This is a genomic window from Rathayibacter tritici (assembly GCF_001641005.1).
In the GTDB taxonomy this organism is placed as follows: Bacteria; Actinomycetota; Actinomycetes; order Actinomycetales; family Microbacteriaceae; genus Rathayibacter; species Rathayibacter tritici.
Genome location: NZ_CP015515.1, coordinates 1,574,461 through 1,592,086, shown reverse-complemented (window position 1 = coordinate 1,592,086; position 17,626 = coordinate 1,574,461). Strand labels below are relative to the sequence as shown.

Below are 17,626 nucleotides of genomic sequence, written 5' to 3'. Positions count from 1 at the left end.
ACGTCCCCCGCGCGTCGCAGCCCCACCATCAGCGGCCGCCGCCCGTAGCCGACCGCGACCCGCTCTACGAAACGCACCACCCTGGCACGCCAACCGCGCCGCGGCGGGCGGGGACCGCCGCGGGCAACAACTCAGCCCGCGAGGGCTGCCGCGCCGAGTATGCCGGCGTTGTTGCGTAGCGCGGCGGGGATGATCGGCGTGCGCAGATCGAGTAGCGGCAGGAATTCCTCGTGGTGTTTGGAGATGCCGCCGCCGACGATGAAGAGGTCGGGCCAGAGGAGCGCTTCGAGGTGGGAGTAGTAGCGCTGGAGTCGCTTCGCCCAGTGCTTGTAGTCGAGGTCGTCGCGCTCCTTGGCGGCGAATGACGCCTTCTTCTCATAGTCTCCGCCGTGGATCTCGAGGTGGCCGAGCTCTGCGTTGGGGATGAGGGTCCCGTCGTGGATCTGCGCCGTGCCGATTCCCGTGCCGAGGGTGGTCATGATGACCAGGCCCTTGGTGTCCTTCGCCGCTCCGAAGCGGGATTCGGCGTAGCCCGCCGCGTCGGCGTCGTTGACGAAGAAGATGTTCCGGTTGAGCGCGTCTTCGAACAGCTTCTCGGCCTCGAGGCCGATCCATTCGTCCGAGACGTTGGCCGCCGACATCGTGCGGCCGTGGACGACGACGGCCGGGAAGCAGATGCCGACCGGGGTGTCCGAGGGGAGGTCCGGAATGTGCTCGAGGATCTGCTGAACGGTGGCGACGATGTCCTTCGGCTTTCCGCCGTCGGGGGTGGCGAGCTTCATCCTGTCGCTGAGCAGTGTGCCCGCGGCCAGGTCGACCGAAGCCCCCTTAATGCCCGTTCCCCCGATGTCGATCCCGATGGCGGTCGCCGCAGCAGTCATAGTCGCCATGCTAGCGAAGGGCGAGTGGTTCGGCCCGACGCGGGGTCCAGCGTAGGATCGCGCGCATGGCTGACGGCGACGCGAATTCCTGGTGGTACAACCTCACGGCCGGCACGGTGGAGCAGGGCTTCGTATCCCCCTCCGTCGACCGGGTCGGACCTTTCTCCTCACGCGAGGAGGCGGCGCATGCTCTGGAGCGGCTGCGCGAGAACAGCCGGAAGTGGGCCGAGGAGGACGCTGCCGAGGACCGCTAGGCGCAACTATTCGTAGCTGTGCTCGGCGCCGGGGTAGGCACCGGACTCGACGTCCTCCCGGTAGGCGGTTACGGCTCCGGTCAGTACTCCCCGCAGGTCGGCATACTGCTTGACGAAACGGGGGATGCGACCAGTGGTGAAGCCTGCGAAGTCGGTCCACACGAGGAGCTGGCCATCCACATCGGGTCCCGCACCGACTCCGATCGTCGGGATCCGAAGCTCCTGGGTGACCTGCCGCGCCGCATCAGCCGGAACCATCTCGAGGACGACGGCGAAGGCGCCCGCCTCCTGGACGGCATGCGCGTCGGCGAGCAGTTGCTCGAGCCCCTCGCCACGGCCCTGGACCATGTGCCCGCCGAGCCCGTGCTCGCTCTGCGGCGTGAAGCCGATGTGCGCCATGACGGGGATGCCCGCCTCGACGATGCGGCGGATCTGCTCGGCTGAGCGCACTCCACCCTCGAGCTTGACCGCGTGCGCGTGCGTCTCCTTCATGAAGCGGAAAGCCGTGTGCAGCGCGTCGTCGGGCCCGGACTCGTACGAGCCGAAGGGCATGTCGGCAACGACGAAGGCACGCTCCACGGCCCCAGCGACAGCACGCGCCAGGGGGATCAGCTCATCGACGGTCACGGGGAGCGTCGTGTCGTAGCCGAGTACGGTATTGCCGGCGGAGTCACCGACGAGGAGGAAGTCGATCCCGGCCTCGTCGAAAATCTTCGCCGTCAGCTGGTCGTAGCTCGTCAGCCCGGTGATGCGGACACCGGAGTCCTTCGCGGTCTGGAAGTGGCGGGTTCGAACGCGTTTGGCGGGCTGCGCGGGCATGGGCGCCAGTCTACGGCGCGCCTGCAGCGCCCCGCGGGCCCCGGTCGAAGGCAGTAGCCTGAGGGTCGAAACAGGAGGGGTCTGGATGGACAAGCAACGGGACTTCGTTCTTCGCACCATTGAAGAGCGAGGGATCAAATTCGTTCGCCTCTGGTTCACCGATGTCGTCGGCACGCTCAAGTCGGTCGCCATCGCGCCGGCCGAGGTCGAGGGTGCGTTCGCGGAGGGCCTCGGCTTCGACGGTTCCGCGATCGAGGGCCTCACCCGCTCGTTCGAGGCGGACGTCCTGGCGCACCCGGACCCCTCGACGTTCCAGATCCTGCCGTGGCGCGGAGAGATCGACCCGACGGCGCGGATGTTCTGCGACATCACGACGCCCGACGGTCAGCCCGCCGTCGCCGATCCGCGCAACGTGCTCAAGCGCACGCTGGCGAAGGCGGCTGAGCGCGGGTTCACGTTCTACACGCACCCCGAGATCGAGTTCTATCTGCTGAAGTCGTCGTCGTTCGGCGCCGAGGGGCCGGAGCCGGTCGACTCCGCCGGGTACTTCGACAACGTCCCCGGAGGCACGGCGCACGACTTCCGGCGGCGCTCCGTGCGGATGCTGGAGGACTTGGGTATCTCGGTCGAGTTCAGCCACCACGAGGCGGGACCTGGTCAGAACGAGATCGACCTCCGCTACGCCGATGCGCTCACGACGGCCGACAACATCATGACCTTCCGCACGGTTATTAAGGAGGTGGCGATCGAGCAGGGCGTGTACGCGACCTTCATGCCCAAGCCGCTCTCCGGGCACCCCGGTTCGGGCATGCACACCCACCTGTCACTCTTCGAGGGCGACGTGAACGTGTTCTACGAGCAGGGCGCCCAGTACCAGCTGTCCAAGCTCGGCCGGCAGTTCATCGCGGGCTTGCTCAAGCACGCCCCCGAGATCACCGCGGTGACCAACCAGTTCGTCAACTCCTACAAGCGCCTCTGGGGCGGAGACGAAGCGCCGAGCTACGTCTCGTGGGGCCACAACAACCGCTCCGCCCTCGTGCGGGTGCCGCTGTACAAGCCGAACAAGGGCCAGTCCTCGCGCATCGAGTACCGCGCTCTCGACTCCGCGGCGAATCCCTACCTCGCCTACTCGCTGCTCCTGGCCGCCGGGTTGAAGGGCATTGAGGAGGGCTACGAGCTCCCCGCCGAGGCCGAGGACAACGTCTGGGCGCTCTCGGACGCGGAGCGCCGTGCACTCGGCTACGGGGCCCTGCCCGCGAGTTTGGACCGCGCCATCTCGCTGATGGAGGAGTCGGAGCTGGTCGCGGAGACGCTGGGCGAGCAGGTGTTCAACTTCGTGCTGCTCAACAAGCGGAAGGACTGGGCCGAGTATCGCGCCCAGGTCACTCCGTACGAGCTGCGCAGCAACCTCGAGATGCTCTGACCTCTCGGCCATGCCCCGGGAACGCTCTCTGCGCGATGTCGCTCGCCTCGGCTTCGCCGCGCTCGGCGAGACCGGAGCGCGGCTGGCCGAGGCGGAGCTGCTGGCGGGTCGGCAGCTCGAGTCCGTACTGCCCTCCTTCGCTCGCGTGGCCGATCCGGACGAGGCTCTGCTCGCACTGATCGACATACTGCGGCGGAACCGCGATCGGATGGACGCGGTCCTCGCCGACGATGAGGCTCTGACGCGCCTGCTGCTGGTGGTCGGGGCCTCCTCCGGGCTCGCCGACTTCCTGCAGCGGCGTCCCGAGGAGCTCGCGAGCATCCTGGAGCCGGTCCGGACTCTTTCCGGCCGCGCCGAGATGAGGGCCGAGCTGCTGGATTCGGTCGGCGCGATCGACGGCTTCTCGACGCTTCGGGAGGAGGCGGGGTGGACCGCGCTGCGCGTGCGGTACCGACGCCTGCTCACCCGGATCGTCGTGCACGACCTCAGCCAAGCCGATCCGGTGTCGGCGATCGACCGGGTGACACGCGCGCTAGCCGACCTCGCCGGCGCGGCGCTGGAGGCCTCGCTCGCCGTGGCGCGGAGCGAGCTGGTCGGCGGCGCAGGCCCCGGACATGTCGGCCGGGACGAGGTGGCGGCCACCCGCTTCGCCGTGATCGGCATGGGCAAGGCCGGCGCCTCCGAGCTCAACTACGTCAGCGACGTCGATGTGATCTTCGTGGCCGAGGGCGACCCGGAGCGCGGGCTCTCGAACGCGCGCGCGATCGACATCGCCACCCGGCTCGCCGTTCTACTGATGCGCGGCACGTCCGCCCTGGCGATGGAGCCGGAGCTGTGGGAGGTCGACCCGAACCTCCGGCCGGAGGGAAAGCAGGGTGCCCTCGTGCGCACCCTCGAGTCCCACATCACCTACTACGACCGCTGGGCGAAGAGCTGGGAGTTCCAGGCGCTCCTCAAGGCGCGTCCGCTCGCCGGCGATCTGGAGCTCGGTCGGGCGTACGTCGATGCGGTCGCGCCGAAAGTGTGGTCGAGCGCCTCCCGTGAGAACTTCGTCGAGTCGGTCCAGCGGATGCGCGAGCGAGTCACCGCGAACATCCCGCAGAACGATGTCCACTACCAGATCAAGCTCGGGCCGGGCGGGCTGCGCGATATCGAGTTCACGGTGCAGCTGCTGCAACTCGTGCACGGGCAGACCGACGACGAGATCCACATGCCCGGCACTCTGCTCGCCCTGGGAGCCCTCGCCGAACGCGGCTACATCGGCCGCGCCGCTGCGGAGGAATTCGCGCAGGACTACCGCGCGCTGCGCCTCCTGGAGCACCGCGTGCAACTGCGGCGCCTGCGTCGAACGCATCTCATGCCCCGCGACGAGCACGAACTCCGCACCCTCGCCCGCTCCAGCGGCCTCGCTCGCACGGCGGAGGAACTGCTGAGCGTCTGGAACGGCATCAAGAACCGCGTTCGCGGACTGCACGAGCGTCTGTTCTACCGCCCGCTCCTCTCGGCCGTTGCCGCACTCTCCGACGGGGGAACCGAGCTCTCCACCGGCCAGGCGGAGGCGCGCCTCGCCGCCATCGGCTTCGCGGACGCCCGGGGGGCGCTGGGCCACATTGCCGCGATGACCTCGGGCGTCTCGCGCCGCGCGAGCATCCAACGCCACCTCGTTCCGGTGATGTTGCAGTGGTTCGCGGACGGCCCGGACCCTGACTACGGACTGCTCGCGTTCCGTCGGCTCAGCGACGTCCTCGGCGGTACGCCCTGGTTCCTCCGCATGCTGCGCGACTCCTCGGGCGCCGCGAAGCGCCTGACGACGGTGCTCTCGGGATCGCGTTTCGTCGGTGAACTCCTCGACCGGATCCCGGAGTCGGCCGCGTGGCTCGAGGACGACGACGCTGTACGCCCGCGAAACGCCGCCCAGCTGGGCGAGGAGGTCCGCGCCGTGCTCGCCCGCCACGACAGCGCCGACGCGGTGGCCTCCGTCCTGCGTTCGATGCGCAGGCGGGAGGTACTGCGGACAGCAATGGGCGGCATACTGGGGCTCAGCACCATCGACGAGATCGCGACGAGCCTCACCGACATCATCAGCGCCCTGCTGACCGGGGTGCTCGCTGCGATTCGCCGCGACAGCGGCACGCGGCCCGGCTCCCAGGCCGAGTTCGCGATCATCGGCATGGGGCGCTACGGAGGAGCGGAGCTCGGCTTCGGCTCGGACGCCGACGTCATGTACGTGCAGCGACCAGGGACAGCCGAACCGCACCAGGCGCAGCTGTACTCCCAGTTCGTTGTCGCGGAGCTGGTGCGGTTGACCGAGGACTCGCGCCTCCCGCTGGACCTCGACGCTGACCTGCGCCCCGAAGGCAAGAACGGGCCGCTCGTGCGCTCTCTCGACTCGCACCGGGCCTATTACGCCCGTTGGTCGCTGACGTGGGAGGCGCAGGCGTTGCTGCGAGCCAGGGGAGTGGCAGGCGACCAGGCGCTGATCGACGACTTCACGGAGCTGGCCGACGGCGTTCGCTATCCCGCCGAGATCTCGGACCGCGACATCCGCGAGGTGAAGCGGATCAAGGCTCGCGTCGAGAGCGAGCGCCTGCCGCAGGGCGCCGATCCCCGCCGACACCTCAAACTCGGCCGCGGATCGCTGAGCGACGTGGAGTGGCTGGTGCAGCTCCTCCAGCTGCAGCACGCGCGCTCCTTGCCGCCCCTCCGGACCACGTCGACCCTCGTAGCGCTGGCGGTGGCGGAGGAGGAGGGCTTGATCGGCGGCCAGGATGCGAAGCGACTCCGCGCGGCCTGGATCCTCGCCTCCCGCGTCCGCTCGGGCACCACGCTCTGGGGGAACCGTACGAGCGACGTCCTCCCTACCGATCGCCGCCAGCTCGAGGGCGTCGCGCGCCTGCTGGAGTACCCGGCCGGCTCCGCGACGGCCCTGGAGGACGACTATCTCGGCGTAACCCGCCGAGCCCGCGCGGTCTTCGAGCGGCTGTTCTACGGGCCAGCCGCGGGGGACTCTCCGACCCACCGCTGACGCCTGCCTCCGAGAACGGCGAAGGGCCGCTCCTCCGAAAAGGAACGGCCCGTCTGGCGGTGCTGCGGGACTAGACCCCGTAGTACAGCTCGAACTCGAACGGGTGCGGGCGCTGCGCGAGGGGCTTGATCTCCTTCTCGCGCTTGTACTCGATCCAGGTATCGATGAGCTCCTGCGTGAACACGCCGCCCTGGAGCAGGAAGTCGTGGTCGGCCTCGAGGGCGTCGAGCGCCTCGCCGAGGGTCGCGGGGACCTGCGGGATGAGCTTCGCCTCCTCGGGGGGCAGCTCATAGAGGTCCTTGTCGACCGGCTCGTGCGGCTCGATGCGGTTCTTGATGCCGTCCAGGCCCGCCATCAGCTGAGCGGCGAACGCGAGGTAGGGGTTGCCGGAGGCGTCGGGCGCGCGGAACTCGATGCGCTTCGCCTTCGGGTTGGTGCCCGTGATCGGGATACGGATGGACGCGGAGCGGTTGCCGGCCGAGTACACGAGGTTGACCGGCGCCTCGAAGCCCGGGATCAGGCGGTGGTACGAGTTGACCGTCGGGTTCGTGAACGCGAGGACCGCGGGGGCGTGCTTGAGCAGGCCGCCGATGTACCAGCGCGCGACATCCGAGAGTCCGCCGTAGCCGTTCTCGTCATAGAACAGCGGCGTGCCGTCGTTCCACAGCGACTGGTGCGTGTGCATGCCCGAGCCGTTGTCGCCGAAGAGGGGCTTGGGCATGAATGTTGCGGTCTTGCCCCACTGCTCGGCCGTGTTCTTGACGATGTACTTGAACTTCAGGATGTCGTCCGCCGCGTGCACCATCGTGTCGAAGCGGTAGTTGATCTCGGCCTGTCCGCCGGTGCCCACCTCGTGGTGCGACCGCTCGAGGATGAGGCCGGCATCGATCAGCTTGAGGCAGATGTCGTCGCGGAGGTCGGCCTGCTTGTCGACCGGGCTGACGGGGAAGTAGCCGCCCTTGTAGGGCGTCTTGTTGCCGAGGTTACCGCCCTCCTCGACACGTCCCGAGTTCCACGCACCCTCGACGGAGTCGACGGAGTGGAAGGCCGCGTTCTGCGTGACCTCGTAGCGGACGTCGTCAAAGATGTAGAACTCGGCCTCGGGGGCGAAGAACGCCGTGTCGGCGATGCCGGTCGACGCGAGGTACTTCTCGGCCTTCTTCGCGACCTGGCGGGGGTCTTTGGAGTAGATCTCGCCGTTGCGCGGGTTGTAGATGTCGAAGACGAGGATCAGTGTGCGCTCGACGCGGAACGGGTCCACGTAGGCGGTCGTCACGTCGGGGATCAGCTGCATGTCCGATTCGTGGATGTTCGCGAATCCGCGGATCGAGGACCCGTCGAAGAGCTGGCCGACGGAGAAGAACTCTTCGTCGACAGTCGAGGCGGGGATGTTGAAGTGCTGCTGGACACCGGGGAGGTCGGTGAACCGGATGTCGAGGAACTTGACGTCCGTGTCCTTGATGAACGTGAGCACCTCGGAAGAATCTTTAAACATGCAAAGGTCTCCAATGGCGTAACGGGTCGCTGCTGAACGCAGCTGCTCCAGGGTAGTGACGGGGGGTTTCCCCACCGTGTCCCTGTTGTTTCCGGCATGTTACGGCGCCGGGCCGGACCGCCGCGCCCGCTCCGCTGTCCCGAGGCCGCTGCGAGACTCCGCGGATAAGATCGAAGGATGTCAGCCGCCGATCGCAGGACCTTCGCCGACGCCGCCCCGAGCGAGTACCCGGGGGAGCGCCTCGGCCTCCCCCGCGAGGGCCGGCTCTCGATCGGACGTCCGGGACGCCGCATCGCCGCCCTCGCCGTCGACTTCGCGGTGTCCGCCTTGCTCTCGCTGGCCTTCTTCGACTACGACCGCTGGGCGAGCCTGCTGCTCTTTATTGTGCTGCAGGTGGTCTTCATCCCCACGATCGGCGGCAGCGTCGGCCACCGCCTCCTCGGCATGCGCGTCGTCCGGCTCGGTGGTGGCTGGGTCGGTGTGTGGCGCCCGCTCGTGCGCTCCGTGCTGCTGGCGGTGCTCGTTCCCGCGCTCGTCTGGGACTCGGACCAGCGCGGCTTCCACGACAAGGTCGCCGGCACAGTGCTCGTGCGCTCCTAACGGATGCCGTGCCTGGCGAACATCAGCGCGGGCGCTGCGACCGCACCTTGAAGGGGTCGACGCCCTTCGGGATCGGCAGCGAGGTGTTCAAGGAGGAGAGCCGGTTCTTGACCGCGATCACCTCCGCCTTCGTGAGGACCTTCTTCGTCTTCGCGAGGCGGCGCGGTACCCGATGCAGCGGCGTGGCGTCGGCATCCGGGCCGACAGTCACGAACGTGACGGGGACGTTCGGCAGGATCCGCGACACCTTGCGCCGTTCGTCCTCCAGCATCCGCTTGGTTCGGGAGGCGGGACCCTCGGCGATCAGCACGACGCCGCCGCGCCCGACCGCGCGGTAGACCGCGTCCTGGGTCTTGCCATTGACGGCGACGGGCATCTCGCCGCCGGTCCACGTGCCGCGCAGACCGCTGCGCAGGACCGCGCCCACCGCTCCGGGCTGCCCGGCGATCTGGCCGTAGGCGGCGCGCTCGGCGCGACGGGAGAGGACCGCGAGACCGGCGACCAGGCCCGCCATCACGCCGACGACGATCCACAGCGCGATCACGAAGCCGTTGCCGTTGCCGAGCAGGATTCCGAGGAGCACGCCCAGCAGGACGGGGAGCAGGAGGGCGAGGAGGATGATCCACACGGCGCTGCTGTCGTAGCGGCGGGTCATCTGGAACACCTGCCACATCTGCTTGAGACGTCCGGGTTCCTTGGCCGCCTTCGTCGACGGTTCCGTGCTGCGTGCCATGACCACAAGGATACCGAGCGGGAGCTCCGCGGCCGACCGGGAGAGAGATCCGGCTCCTCCACAGGGGTGAACTGCGTCGTTCTCTCCACCGATCGGGGAGAGCACTCCCCGCGCTGCGTGGCAGCCGGGCAGGCTCTCCCCATGATGAGCAGCGGGACGGCCCAGGGCCGGATGCACGGCGCCGGCCGGATGGACGGGGAGAAGCGCCCGCCCGTCACGCCCGCCTCCGACGACCCCGGGTTCGCGTCGCGGGTCCTCCGACGCCGGGAGGCGGAGGAGCTGCGGAGCGTGCCGGTCGCCGTTCTCGCCGAGCATCGGCATCGCGAGCGCATCGTTCGCATGGAGCCGCGGCACGGTAAGCGCAGTGTGCTGACCTCTCCTGCTGTCGTCGCCGTCCTCGAGCAGTTTCTGACGGCCGGGCGGACGATCGGGCCGGGTGCCGCGGTGACCCTCCTCGCACCTGTGGTCGGTGCTGTGCGTTCCGCCGCGGCCGAGGGCATCTGGCTCGCTCCGACAGCGGACGACATCGGCCTGACCGAGCAGGGCCGCCCGGTGCTGCTGCTGACGACCCCGGCCGTCGACACTCCACGGGAGACACGCGAGTCACTTCAACGAGTTCTGGAGCGTGTCGGCCCCCACTGCCCGAAGCTTCCCGTCGCCGCCCTCGCCCGGCATCGCGATCTGCTGGCGCTGGAGGGTACGCTCTACGGGCTCGCCGATCCGCAGGGCATCGGGGAGGAAGTGCGCGCTCTTCGGGCGAGCGCAGGGGCCGGCGTCCGGCCAAGCGCCGCATCAGTGCCGCTCGGTAGGCACCGACGCGTGCATCCGCTCGACGGTTGGCCTGATCGCGCGCGTGCCCTCGCGGTGCGGCGACGGGGTCCGCTGGCCACGGCACTCGTGATCCTGCTGGGTGCAGTACTCACCGGGATGCTCGCCGGGTCTCCGGACGAGCTGCGCGCTGCCGGCGCGGCGGACTCGGTGTCGACGAGCAGCGGCACTCCGTACCCGACGGTGAATCCGTCGCTGCCCCCGACTCCTGCTGCACAGGCTGTCCCGGCCGCGCTCGAGGCAGAGGAAGCGGCGGAACTCCTGCTCGCCGCTGCACGAGCATGCGAAGACCAGAGCTGCACCCGGCGCCTCGTCACTGCGGACTCTCCGCTCGGTACGGTCGGCGACGGAGTCGCCGACCGCCTTCCCGCTCACGGCGACGTATCGGCGGTCCTCGCCGACGTGAACGGAGCGTCGGCAGTGGTCCATCTCGGAACACCGCCGGGAACAGCAGCGGCCTCCGTCCTGATCATCAGGACGGAGGCCGGCTGGGCTATCCGCGACGTCTATGCCGGAGCGACCCCATGAGAGGGCGGCTCAGCGCGGGCAGCTCAGATGCCGAGGTCGTTCTCGAACGAGCCCTCTTCGAGGCGCTCCTTGATCGCGACCAGGAAGCGCGCCGCGTCGGCCCCGTCGACCGTGCGGTGGTCGTAGGAGAGCGCGAGGAAGACGGTCGAGCGGATCGCGATGGCGTCAGCGCCGTCCACCTGCACGATGGCCGGCTTCTTGGTGACGATGCCGGTGCCGAGGATCGCCGTCTGCGGGAGGAAGACGACGGGGGTGTCGAACAGGGCACCGCGCGAGCCGGTGTTGGTCAACGTGAAGGTGCCGCCGGCGAGCTCGTCGGGCTTGAGCTTGTTGTTGCGGGTGCGCTCGGCCAGGTCCCCGATCGTCGTGGCGATTTGTGCGAGGTTCAGCTCGGACGCATTCTTCAGGACCGGAGTCAGCAGGCCGCGCTCGGTGTCGACGGCGATGCTGATGTTCTCGTGGTCCGGGTAGACGATCGACTCGCCGTCCAGCGTCGAGTTGATCACCGGGTAGGCCTTGAGCGCCTCCGCGGCCGCCAGAGCGAAGAACGGGAGGAAGGACAGCTTGGCGCCGGTCTTCTCCTGGAAGCTCGTCTTGACGGAGTCGCGGAAGCGGGCGACGGCGGTGACGTCGACCTCGATCACCGACGTGAGCTGAGCACTGGTCTGCATCGACTCGACCGCGCGCTGAGCGAGCACCTTGCGCAGACGCGACATCGGCTGCGTCGTGCCGCGCAGCGGCGAGGTCTCGAGCGGGGTGCGGGCGAGCGTGGCGGCAGCGCCTGCCGGAGCCGGCACCGGCGCGGCGGGAGCCGACTTCGCGGCCTCGACCGCATCGAGGACGTCCTGCTTGCGGATACGGCCTCCGACGCCGGTACCGGTGAGGGTCGAGAGGTCGATGCCGTTCTCGCCCGCGAGCTTGCGCACGAGGGGGGTGACGTAGCCGGGGTTGGAGTCAGTCGGCTCCGGCGAGGCGTCAGGCGCAGCAGCAGGAGCGGGGGTCGCGGCAGCTGCCGGGGCGGGAGCAGCTGCAGGCGCAGACGGAGCAGGAGCCGCGGCCTCGGGGGCGGCGGGCTTCTCGGCCGCCGGTGCGGGCTCAGGCTCGGCCGGAGCGGGACCCTCGGCGTCGCTGTCCGCGTCGACCGACGGCGTCGCCTCCTCCGTCGGCTCGGTCTCAGCGGCCTCGACCTCGGGGGTCTCCTGCGCCGGAGCCTCGGGCTCGGCCGAGGTCGTGGCTCCGGAACCGTCCCCGATGCGGACCAGCTCGGCGCCGACCTCGACCGTCTCGTCCTCCTGGACGAGGATCTCCTCGATCACGCCCGCGATCGGCGACGGGATCTCGGTGTCGACCTTGTCGGTCGAGACCTCGAGCAGGGGCTCGTCCACCTCGACGCGGTCCCCGACGTTCTTCAGCCAGCGGGTGACCGTTCCTTCCGTGACACTCTCTCCGAGTGCCGGGAGGCTGACGGATTCGCTCATGAGCCTGTCTCCTTAAGACGCTTGTGTTTCCATGTTCAGCTTAGTGATGCGGACGCGGCGGGTCGCCGCCCCGCAGTGGTTCTACAGAGCGTGCAGCGGCTTCCCGGCCAGCGCGAGGTGCGCCTCGCCGAGCGCCTCGTTCTGAGTGGGATGGGCGTGTAGGTGGGGGGCGACGTCCTCGGGGTGCGCTTCCCAGTTCACGATGAGCTGGGCCTCGCCGATCAGCTCGCCGACCCGCGCGCCGACCATGTGGACACCGACGACGGGACCGTCGAGCACGCGCACGACCTTGACAGAGCCCGTCGTGCCGATGATCGTGCTGCGGGCGTTACCGCCCAGCCCGTAGTCGTACACGGCGACGCGCTCAGCGCCGTACTCGGCGATCGCACGCGCCTCACTGAGGCCGACGGAGGCGACCTCCGGGTCGCTATAGGTCACCTTCGGCACGTTGACATCCAAGACGACCTGCGGGCCGAGCCCGGCAATCTCCTCCGCTACGAAGATCCCCTGCTGGAAACTCCGATGCGCGAGCTGCAGGCCCGGAACAATGTCGCCGACGGCGTACACGCCGGGGACGGAGGTCTGCAACCGCTCATCGGTGAGGACGTAGCCCCGATCGAGGCTCACGCCGACCTCCTCCAGGCCGATGTCCGCGGTCACCGGGCCGCGGCCGACGGCGACGAGCAGCACCTCACCCTCCACGGTGGCGCCGCTCTCGAGCGTCACCGAGACGCCGCCCTCGCCCTGCGAGACCGAGGCGACGCGAGATCCCAGCCGGAAGGCGATCCCGCGCTTGCGGAAGGCCCGCTCAAGCTGCTTGCTGACGCTCTCGTCCTCATTGGGGACGAGGTGGGGGAGGGCCTCGACGATCGTCACCTCTGCTCCGAACGAGCGCCAGACGCTGGCGAACTCGACGCCGATCACTCCGCCGCCGAGAACGACGACCTTCGCGGGCACGTGAGCGAGCTCGAGCGCCTGGTCGCTCGTGATGATGCGTCCACCGATCTCGATCCCGGGGAGCGTCCGCGAGGCGGATCCCGTGGCGACGACGACCGACCCGCCGTGCAGCACGTGCTCACCCACCGTCACCGTGCCCGCCGCGCTCAGACGACCCTCGCCGGAGACCACGGTGATGCCGCGCGAGGACACGAGACTCTGCAGACCCTTGTACTTGCCCGCGACGACGCCCTCGCGGTAGCGGGTCACTCCCGCCATGTCGATGCCGGCGAAGCTCGAGAGCACACCGTACTTGCCGCCCTCTCGAGCGCCGTCCGCCAGCTCTGCGGCGTGCAGGAGTGCCTTGGTCGGCACACAGCCGCGGTGCAGGCAGGTCCCGCCGAGCTTGTCGCGCTCGACGAGCGCGACGCTCATCCCGAGCTGCGTCGCCCGCAGGGCCGCCGCGTACCCGCCGCTGCCACCTCCGAGCACGACCAGGTCGTAGCGCTCTTCCGACACCCAGTGACTCCCTCGCGACGTGCGGTCCCGCTGCCCGGCCGACCTGATCCGGCGCACAACGCTCGGCGGATCGGGAGGAGGGACGAGGCGGAATCTCCCGCCCTGTCGACCCTACTACGCGCTCGCGAAGCCCTCGGCCAGTGCGATCAGCGCTCGGACGGAGGCGCCGGTGGCACCGGCTCCGGTGAAGCCGTAGCCGGTTCCTCCGTTGCTCGAGGGCCCGGCAATGTCGAGGTGCGCCCACGGAATCCGGGTCGCGTCGTCTCCCTCTCCGCGCGTGCCGACGAACTCGCGAAGGAAGTGGCCGGCGAGCAGCATCCCGCCGGCGATGTTGCCCGGCTTGACGTTCGCGATGTCGGCGATCTCGGAGTTGAGCAGCGGTCGCAGCTCGGCGGGAAGGGGCATCTGCCAGAAGGTCTCACCGGCCGTGCGAGCAGCCTCGAGGACACTCGCGACGAGCTCGTCATCGCCGAGGATGCCGATGGTCCGGTTGCCCAGGGCGACGACCGAGGCCCCGGTCAGCGTGGCAACATCGATGATCGCATCAGGCTGCTCCTCGCTCGCGGCAACGAGGCCGTCGGCGAGCACCAGGCGACCCTCGGCGTCGGTGTTCAGCACCTCGACTGTGGTCCCGCCGCGAACCGTGAGCACGTCGTCGGGCCGGATCGCCGTGCCCGAAGGCAGGTTCTCGGCAATGCAGAGCCACGCGGTCGCGCGCAGCTGCAGGCCGAGCTCGGCGATAGCGCGGACGACGGCGTACACAGTGGCCGCTCCCGCCATATCGGTCTTCATCCCGATCATCGACATCGGCGGCTTGAGCGAGAGTCCGCCGCTGTCGAAAGTGATACCCTTGCCGACGAGCGCGAGGTGAGTGCTCGCTCCCTCGGGCGAGTAGACGACCTTCACCAGTCGCGGCGGGCGGGAGGAGCCGCTGCCGACGCCGAGAATGCCGCCGAACCCCTCCTCAGCGAGGGCCTTTTCGTCCCAGACGGTGACCTCGAGGGGCAGCCCCTCCGCGCCGGACTGCACGGCCTCGGCGAGTGTCTGGGGGTAGAGGTGCGACGGAGGAGTGTTGACCAGGTCCTTGACCGTCGAGACGGCGCGGCCGAGCACGAGTGCACGGTCGAGGACGGCGGTGTCGGGGGCGCCCAGCAGGACGACGCGCTCGACTGCCGGCTTCACCGTCGCGGCGGTGGTGCCCCGGAAGGCGGTGAAAGCGTAGGAGCCGAGAGCCGCGCCTTCCGCAACGGCGGCATGAGTGCCGTCGGAGCCGGCGGGAAGCGCCAGGGCGACGGAGGCGGAGCCGGCCAGCAGGCGGACAGCGGCCCCGGCGGCGCTGCGCAGGGCGGTGTCATCGGGCTCCGCCGAGCCGAGGCCGACGAGGACGACCACTCCCGCGCGGACCGAGGACGGCACGCGGACGAGCGTGTCGGCGGCACCGGTTGCGCCCAGCGCGCTGAGCGCGGAAGCCAGCTCCTCGAAGCCCTCTGCGCCGACGAGTCGAGGACCGTCAGGCCCGGGGGCGACGCCCAGGACCAGGGCGTCGGTGTCGATGTCGGAGGCGGGGACGCTCGAGTACTCGAGAGAGGAGAGGGGCATGGCGGCAATGCTAGGCGCTGTTCGCTGAGGGCTCAGCGGACCCGGCCGGAGCGGGGAGACCCCCGTTTACACTGGACCCATGCTGGATCCGGAAGACCTGTTCGAGATCGAGGGCGACCTCTCCGAGATCCCGCGCGGGCTGCACCTCGTCGCGGGTCTGACCGGCTCGGCGGACGCCGGCGGCGCGGTGGGCCAGCTCGGCGAGTACCTGTTCCAGACACTCGAACACCGCCAGGTCGTGGTCTTCGACCAGGACCAGCTCCTCGACTACCGTGCTCGGCGTCCCATCATCACCTTCGACCAGGACCACTTGACCGACTACCGACCGGCGATGCTTCGGCTCTCGCTCGCGCACGACGAACTGCATCAGCCGTTCCTTCTGCTCACCGGTTTCGAGCCCGACTTTCAGTGGGAGCGGTTCACCCGGGCCGTGGTCTCGCTGATCGAGCGCCTCGACGTTGCGTCGACGACCTGGGTTCAGGCGATACCGATGCCGGTGCCGCACACGCGGCCCGTCGGAGTCACCGTGAGCGGCAACCGCGAAGACCTGATCGACGCGATGTCGGTGTGGAGGCCGCACACGCAGGTCCCCTCGAACGTCCTCCACCTGCTCGAGCTGCGCCTCTACCAGCGCGGTCTCGCCGTCGTCGGATTCGCGTTGCTGATCCCGCACTACCTCTCGGACACCGAATACCCGCAGGCGGCCGTCGCGGCGCTCGAGAGCATTTCGGCCTCGACCGGTCTGATCTTCCCGACCGATCGCCTGCGCGAAAGCGGGCGGGAGTTCCTCGGCAAGGTCGACGAGCAGGTGGGCGGAAACGAGGAGCTGCACACACTGGTCTCGGCCCTCGAGGCCCGCCACGACACCTACATGGAGGGGACGAGCCTGCGCTCGCCGCTCACCGACGAGGACGGCTTCGTTCCCAGCGCCGACGCCATCGCCGCTGAACTCGAGAAGTTCCTCGCCATCCGACGCCCCGGCGAGGAGCCGACCGCCCCCTGAGCGGCCGTAGGATCGGACGAGTGCGGAATCGTCGAGCCTGGTTCGTCTTCAGTGCCGGAGCCTTCGCCTACCTCGTAGCGGTCCTGGACCGCACAACACTGGGCGTCGCCGGAGTGGACGCGGCTGAGCGGTTCGGGGTGGCGGCCGCCGTCCTCTCAACGCTCGCCGTCGTCCAGCTGATCGTCTACGCCGGGATGCAGATCCCAGTCGGAATCCTGATCGACCGATTCGGTCCGCGGACCCTCATCCTCTCGGGCACCGCCCTGATGATGGCCGGACAGGTCGTGGTCGCGCTCGCACCGAACATCGGTGTTGCGATTCTCGGCCGCGTCCTACTGGGAGCGGGCGATGCGGCTATCTTCACCTCGGTGATCCGCCTGATCGTCACCTGGTTCAGCGGGCCGATCGTGCCCCAGCTCTCCCAATGGATCGGAAACATCGGCCAGGTCGGCCAGATCCTCTCCGCTCTTCCGTTCGCGGCGGTTCTGCACACCTTCGGCTGGGAGCCGGCGTTCCTCTCGGCCGCGGGCTTGGGCGCCGTGTCCTTCCTCGGCGTCCTCCTCCTCATCGCCGATGTCCCGCCGCGCACCGAGCCGATCGTTCTCGTACCGCCGACACTCCGCGCGACGATCGCGCAGCTCGGAGTGAGCATGCGACGGCCGGGGACGCAGCTCGGCTTCTGGTCGCACTTCGTGACGCAGTCCTCCGGCACGGTGTTCACGCTCCTCTGGGGCTACCCGTTCCTCGTCTACGCGATCGGCCTGACGCCCACGGTCGCGGCACCAACACTCACCATCGTCGTGATCGCGGGGATCATCGTCGGGCCGGTCCTCGGGATCCTGACCGCGCGCCACCCGACGCGGCGCAGCAACCTCGTACTCGGCATCGTCTCGGCGATGGCCGTCGCCTGGACCGTCGTGCTGGTCTGGCCCGGCGTCCCGCCGTACTGGCTGATCGTCCTCCTGCTGATCGTCGTAGGCGCGGGCGGCCCCGGGTCGATGATCGGGTTCGACTTCGCCCGCACCTTCAATCCCGCGAGGAGCCTCGGCGCGGCCAACGGCGTCGTGAACGTCGGGGGTTTTCTCGCCAGCTTCACGATGATGTTCGCGATCGGCCTGATCCTGGACGCGCTCGCGGGCCCGGGTGCCGCCTCCGAGCAGACCTATGCGTTGGAGCACTTCCGCCTGGCGTGGTGCGTGCAATACGTGGTGATCGGCGCCGGAGTCGTGGGTCTCCTGCTCGCGCGTCGCCGGACCCGCCGTCGTCTCGCGGAGGACGAGGGAATAACAGTGGCCCCGCTGTGGGTTGCACTCAATGATCGTCTGCGCCGCGGCCGCGCCGGGCCTTGACCATCGTCTTCGCCGATTCGCCGATCCGAAAACTCAGCCGTCGTGTAGACATACTGTCCCCAGGAGCGGTCCGGATCCCTCGGACCGAGTCCCACTCGCGCCGCACCGCACGGCTGCACTACTCAGACGTGCAATAATTGTCAATAGGACCCGTTC

Annotated in this window: 14 protein-coding genes; 7 read left to right on the top strand and 7 right to left on the bottom strand. The window is 69.3% G+C overall.

What is annotated here, in order from left to right; translation table 11 throughout:
• Positions 1 to 131: 131 nt before the first annotated feature.
• On the bottom strand, positions 132 to 881 hold the full coding sequence (gene ppgK, locus A6122_RS07200; protein WP_068253244.1) for a polyphosphate--glucose phosphotransferase: 750 nt from the start codon (positions 879 to 881) through the stop codon (positions 132 to 134).
• A 65-nt stretch (positions 882 to 946) separates the two neighbouring features.
• Here ppgK and A6122_RS07195 point away from each other — a divergent pair, with 65 nt between their 5' ends.
• Positions 947 to 1,135: an SPOR domain-containing protein gene (locus tag A6122_RS07195; protein ID WP_068253242.1), complete on the top strand. Its 189-nt coding sequence runs from the start codon at positions 947 to 949 to the stop codon at positions 1,133 to 1,135.
• 6 nt (positions 1,136 to 1,141) lie between these two features.
• Here A6122_RS07195 and panB read toward each other — a convergent pair whose 3' ends face one another.
• Complete coding sequence (gene panB, locus A6122_RS07190; RefSeq protein WP_068253239.1) at positions 1,142 to 1,954, bottom strand: 3-methyl-2-oxobutanoate hydroxymethyltransferase; 813 nt, start codon at positions 1,952 to 1,954, stop codon at positions 1,142 to 1,144.
• Positions 1,955 to 2,039: 85 nt separating this feature from the next.
• Between panB and A6122_RS07185 the strand changes: the two genes are divergently transcribed.
• Entirely contained in the window at positions 2,040 to 3,377 is a 1,338-nt protein-coding gene (locus tag A6122_RS07185; RefSeq protein ID WP_068253236.1) for a glutamine synthetase family protein, read from the top strand.
• Between the two features lie 10 nt (positions 3,378 to 3,387).
• The gene (locus tag A6122_RS07180; protein ID WP_068253233.1) at positions 3,388 to 6,402 is read left to right on the top strand and encodes a bifunctional [glutamine synthetase] adenylyltransferase/[glutamine synthetase]-adenylyl-L-tyrosine phosphorylase; all 3,015 of its coding nucleotides are present in this window, start codon (positions 3,388 to 3,390) and stop codon (positions 6,400 to 6,402) included.
• Between the two features lie 70 nt (positions 6,403 to 6,472).
• On the opposite strand, the gene glnA is transcribed toward A6122_RS07180, so the two are convergent.
• Positions 6,473 to 7,897 (bottom strand): type I glutamate--ammonia ligase, encoded by a 1,425-nt coding sequence (gene glnA / locus A6122_RS07175; protein ID WP_068253230.1) that lies wholly within the window; start codon positions 7,895 to 7,897, stop codon positions 6,473 to 6,475.
• A 177-nt stretch (positions 7,898 to 8,074) separates the two neighbouring features.
• Between glnA and A6122_RS07170 the strand changes: the two genes are divergently transcribed.
• Positions 8,075 to 8,497 carry an RDD family protein gene (locus A6122_RS07170; protein WP_068253228.1) on the top strand — a complete coding sequence of 141 codons (423 nt, stop codon included), beginning with the start codon at positions 8,075 to 8,077 and terminating at the stop codon, positions 8,495 to 8,497.
• A 22-nt stretch (positions 8,498 to 8,519) separates the two neighbouring features.
• On the opposite strand, the gene A6122_RS07165 is transcribed toward A6122_RS07170, so the two are convergent.
• Positions 8,520 to 9,230: a DUF4191 domain-containing protein gene (locus tag A6122_RS07165; RefSeq protein ID WP_068253225.1), complete on the bottom strand. Its 711-nt coding sequence runs from the start codon at positions 9,228 to 9,230 to the stop codon at positions 8,520 to 8,522.
• 141 nt (positions 9,231 to 9,371) lie between these two features.
• Between A6122_RS07165 and A6122_RS07160 the strand changes: the two genes are divergently transcribed.
• Positions 9,372 to 10,586, top strand: coding sequence for a hypothetical protein (locus A6122_RS07160; protein ID WP_104261902.1), 1,215 nt, complete (start codon positions 9,372 to 9,374; stop codon positions 10,584 to 10,586).
• 23 nt (positions 10,587 to 10,609) lie between these two features.
• Here the strand turns inward: A6122_RS07160 and sucB are convergent, their stop codons facing one another.
• The 3 genes from sucB to A6122_RS07145 form a co-directional block, all read right to left on the bottom strand.
• Positions 10,610 to 12,064: a 2-oxoglutarate dehydrogenase, E2 component, dihydrolipoamide succinyltransferase gene (gene sucB, locus A6122_RS07155; RefSeq protein ID WP_068253220.1), complete on the bottom strand. Its 1,455-nt coding sequence runs from the start codon at positions 12,062 to 12,064 to the stop codon at positions 10,610 to 10,612.
• A gap of 81 nt (positions 12,065 to 12,145) precedes the next feature.
• Positions 12,146 to 13,519, bottom strand: a complete 1,374-nt coding sequence (gene lpdA / locus A6122_RS07150) for a dihydrolipoyl dehydrogenase (RefSeq protein WP_068253217.1) — start codon at positions 13,517 to 13,519, stop codon at positions 12,146 to 12,148.
• Positions 13,520 to 13,633: 114 nt separating this feature from the next.
• Positions 13,634 to 15,118: a leucyl aminopeptidase gene (locus tag A6122_RS07145; protein WP_068253215.1), complete on the bottom strand. Its 1,485-nt coding sequence runs from the start codon at positions 15,116 to 15,118 to the stop codon at positions 13,634 to 13,636.
• Positions 15,119 to 15,197: 79 nt separating this feature from the next.
• Here A6122_RS07145 and A6122_RS07140 point away from each other — a divergent pair, with 79 nt between their 5' ends.
• Both A6122_RS07140 and A6122_RS07135 read left to right on the top strand, forming a co-directional pair.
• Positions 15,198 to 16,121, top strand: coding sequence for a proteasome assembly chaperone family protein (locus A6122_RS07140; RefSeq protein ID WP_068253212.1), 924 nt, complete (start codon positions 15,198 to 15,200; stop codon positions 16,119 to 16,121).
• A gap of 20 nt (positions 16,122 to 16,141) precedes the next feature.
• A complete protein-coding gene (locus A6122_RS07135) occupies positions 16,142 to 17,470 on the top strand; it encodes an MFS transporter (protein WP_068253209.1) in 1,329 nt (442 codons plus the stop codon).
• Positions 17,471 to 17,626 lie beyond the last annotated feature (156 nt).